Annotated in this window: 1 protein-coding gene; it reads right to left on the bottom strand. The window is 63.3% G+C overall.

Translation table 11 applies throughout. From position 1 onward, the window contains the following. The coding region (locus AC0KUR_RS37705) for a beta strand repeat-containing protein (protein WP_473377369.1) at window positions 1-3721 on the bottom strand (3721 nt) is incomplete at both ends.

Genomic DNA, 3721 nt, shown 5'->3' with positions numbered 1-3721 from the left:
ACGCTGCTATTAGCCGAGCTCAACCCCGTGGACAGCGACGCTTCGGCCACGCGAGACGTACTGATTCCAGTCGAAGCCGACGTGGAAAGCGACGTGATCGCGCTGTTAGCCGTGGACAGGCCTGTCGAGGCCGACGTGCTCAGCGAACTCACGCTGCTATTGGTCGCGCTCAGTCCGGTGGACAGCGAACCGATGCCGGTCGAAGCCGACGTCGACAGCGACGTAATCGCGCTGTTGGCCGTGGACAGACCCGTCGAGGCCGACGTAGACAGTGACGTGACGGAACTGTTGGCCGTCGACAGCCCAGTCGAAGCCGACGTACTCAGCGAGCTCACGCTGCTATTGGTCGTGCTCAAGCCGGTCGAAGCCGACGTCGACAGCGACGTAATGGAACTGGTGGCCGTCGACAGCCCAGTCGAAGCCGACGTACTCAGCGAGCTCACGCTGCTATTGGTCGCGCTCAAGCCGGTCGAAGCCGACGTCGACAGCGACGTGATCGCGCTGGTGGCCGTTGACAGACCCGTCGAAGCCGAAGTGCTCAACGAACTCACGCTGCTATTGGTCGTGCTCAAGCCGGTCGAAGCCGACGTCGACAGCGACGTGATCGCGCTGGTGGCCGTCGACAGCCCAGTCGAGGCCGACGTGCTCAACGAGCTCACGCTGCTATTGGTCGTGCTCAAGCCGGTCGAAGCCGACGTCGACAGCGACGTGATCGCGCTGGTGGCCGTCGACAGCCCAGTCGAGGCCGACGTGCTCAACGAGCTTACGCTGCTATTAGCCGAGCTCAACCCCGTGGACAGCGACGCTTCGGCCACGCGAGACGTACTGATTCCAGTCGAAGCCGACGTGGAAAGCGACGTGATCGCGCTGTTAGCCGTGGACAGGCCTGTCGAGGCCGACGTGCTCAGCGAACTCACGCTGCTATTGGTCGCGCTCAGTCCGGTGGACAGCGAACCGATGCCGGTCGAGGCCGACGTCGACAGCGATGTGATCGCGCTGGTGGCCGTGGACAGACCTGTCGAGGTCGATGTGCTCAGCGAGCTTACGCTGCTATTGGTCGTGCTCAAGCCGGTCGAAGCCGACGTCGACAGCGACGTGATCGCGCTGGTGGCCGTCGACAGCCCAGTCGAGGCCGACGTGCTCAACGAGCTTACGCTGCTATTAGCCGAGCTCAACCCCGTGGACAGCGACGCTTCGGCCACGCGAGACGTACTGATTCCAGTCGAGGCCGACGTGCTCAACGAGCTTACGCTGCTATTAGTCGCGCTCAGTCCGGTGGACAGCGAACCGATGCCGGTCGAGGCTGACGTGGACAGCGACGTGATCGAGCTGTTAGCCGTCGACAGACCTGTCGAGGCCGACGTCGACAGCGATGTGATCGAGCTGTTAGCCGTCGACAGACCCGTCGAGACCGACGTGCTCAGCGAACTCACACTGCTATTGGTCGTGCTCAAGCCGGTCGAGGTCGACGTCGACAGCGACGTGATCGCGCTGTTGGCCGTGGACAGACCCGTCGAGGCCGACGTGCTCAGCGAGCTTACGCTGCTATTGGTCGTGCTCAGTCCGGTGGACAGCGAACCGATGCCGGTCGAGGCTGACGTGGACAGCGACGTGATCGAGCTGTTAGCCGTCGACAGACCCGTCGAGGCCGACGTGCTCAGCGAGCTCACGCTGCTATTGGTCGTGCTCAAGCCGGTCGAAGCCGACGTCGACAGCGACGTAATGGAACTGGTGGCCGTCGACAGACCCGTCGAGGTCGACGTGCTCAGCGAACTCACGCTGCTATTGGTCGTACTCAAGCCGGTCGAAGCCGACGTCGACAGCGACGTAATGGAACTGGTGGCCGTCGACAGACCCGTCGAGGTCGACGTGCTCAGCGAGCTCACACTGCTATTGGTCGTGCTCAAGCCGGTCGAAGCCGACGTCGACAGCGACGTAATGGAACTGGTGGCCGTCGACAGACCCGTCGAGGTCGACGTGCTCAGCGAGCTCACGCTGCTATTGGTCGCGCTCAGTCCGGTGGACAGCGAACCGATGCCGGTCGAGGCTGACGTGGACAGCGACGTGATCGAGCTGGTGGCCGTGGACAGACCTGTCGAAGTCGACGTGCTCAGCGAGCTCACGCTGCTATTGGTCGTGCTCAAGCCGGTCGAGGCCGACGTCGACAGCGATGTAATGGAACTGTTGGCCGTCGACAGGCCCGTCGAAGCCGACGTGCTCAGCGAGCTCACGCTGCTATTGGTCGCGCTCAGTCCGGTGGACAGCGAACCGATGCCGGTCGAGGCTGACGTGGACAGCGACGTGATCGAGCTGGTGGCCGTCGACAGACCCGTCGAGACCGACGTGCTCAGCGAACTCACACTGCTATTGGTCGTGCTCAAGCCGGTCGAGGCCGACGTCGACAGCGACGTGATCGAGCTGTTAGCCGTCGACAGACCCGTCGAGGCCGACGTGCTCAACGAGCTCACGCTGCTATTGGTCGTGCTCAAGCCGGTCGAAGCCGACGTCGACAGCGATGTGATCGAGCTGCTGGCCGTGGACAGACCTGTCGAAGTCGACGTGCTCAGCGAGCTTACGCTGCTATTGGTCGTGCTCAGTCCGGTGGACAGCGAACCGATGCCGGTCGAGGCTGACGTGGACAGCGACGTGATCGCGCTGGTGGCCGTCGACAGCCCAGTCGAGGCCGACGTGCTCAACGAGCTTACGCTGCTATTAGCCGAGCTCAACCCCGTGGACAGCGACGCTTCGGCCACGCGAGACGTACTGATTCCAGTCGAAGCCGACGTGGAAAGCGACGTGATCGCGCTGTTAGCCGTGGACAGGCCTGTCGAGGCCGACGTGCTCAGCGAACTCACACTGCTATTGGTCGTGCTCAAGCCGGTCGAGGCCGACGTCGACAGCGACGTGATCGCGCTGGTGGCCGTTGACAGACCCGTCGAAGCCGAAGTGCTCAACGAACTCACGCTGCTATTGGTCGTGCTCAAGCCCGTCGAAGCCGACGTCGACAGTGACGTGATCGCGCTGGTGGCCGTCGACAGACCTGTCGAAGTCGACGTGCTCAGCGAGCTCATGCTGCTATTGGTCGTGCTCAAGCCGGTCGAGGCCGACGTCGACAGCGATGTGATCGCGCTGTTGGCCGTCGACAGACCCGTCGAGGCCGACGTGCTCAGCGAACTCACACTGCTATTGGTCGTGCTCAGTCCGGTGGACAGCGAACCGATGCCGGTCGAGGCCGACGTCGACAGCGATGTGATCGCGCTGTTGGCCGTGGACAGGCCCGTCGAAGCCGACGTGCTCAGCGAACTCACACTGCTATTGGTCGCGCTCAGTCCGGTGGACAGCGAACCGATGCCGGTCGAAGCTGACGTGGACAGCGACGTGATCGCGCTATTAGCCGTCGAAAGGCCCGTCGAAGCCGACGTGCTCAGCGAACTCACACTGCTATTGGTCGCGCTCAGTCCGGTGGACAGCGAACCGATGCCGGTCGAGGCTGACGTCGACAGCGATGTGATCGCGCTGTTGGCCGTGGACAGACCTGTCGAGGCCGACGTGCTCAGCGAACTCACACTGCTATTGGTCGTGCTCAGTCCGGTGGACAGCGAACCGATGCCGGTCGAGGCCGACGTCGACAGCGATGTGATCGCGCTGTTGGCCGTCGACAGACCCGTCGAGGCCGACGTGCTCAGCGAGCTCACACTGCTATTAGTCGAGCTCAACCCCG

Source organism: Burkholderia sp. YHN3-13 (assembly GCF_055810675.1).
This window is presented reverse-complemented; position numbering and strand designations above follow the sequence as displayed.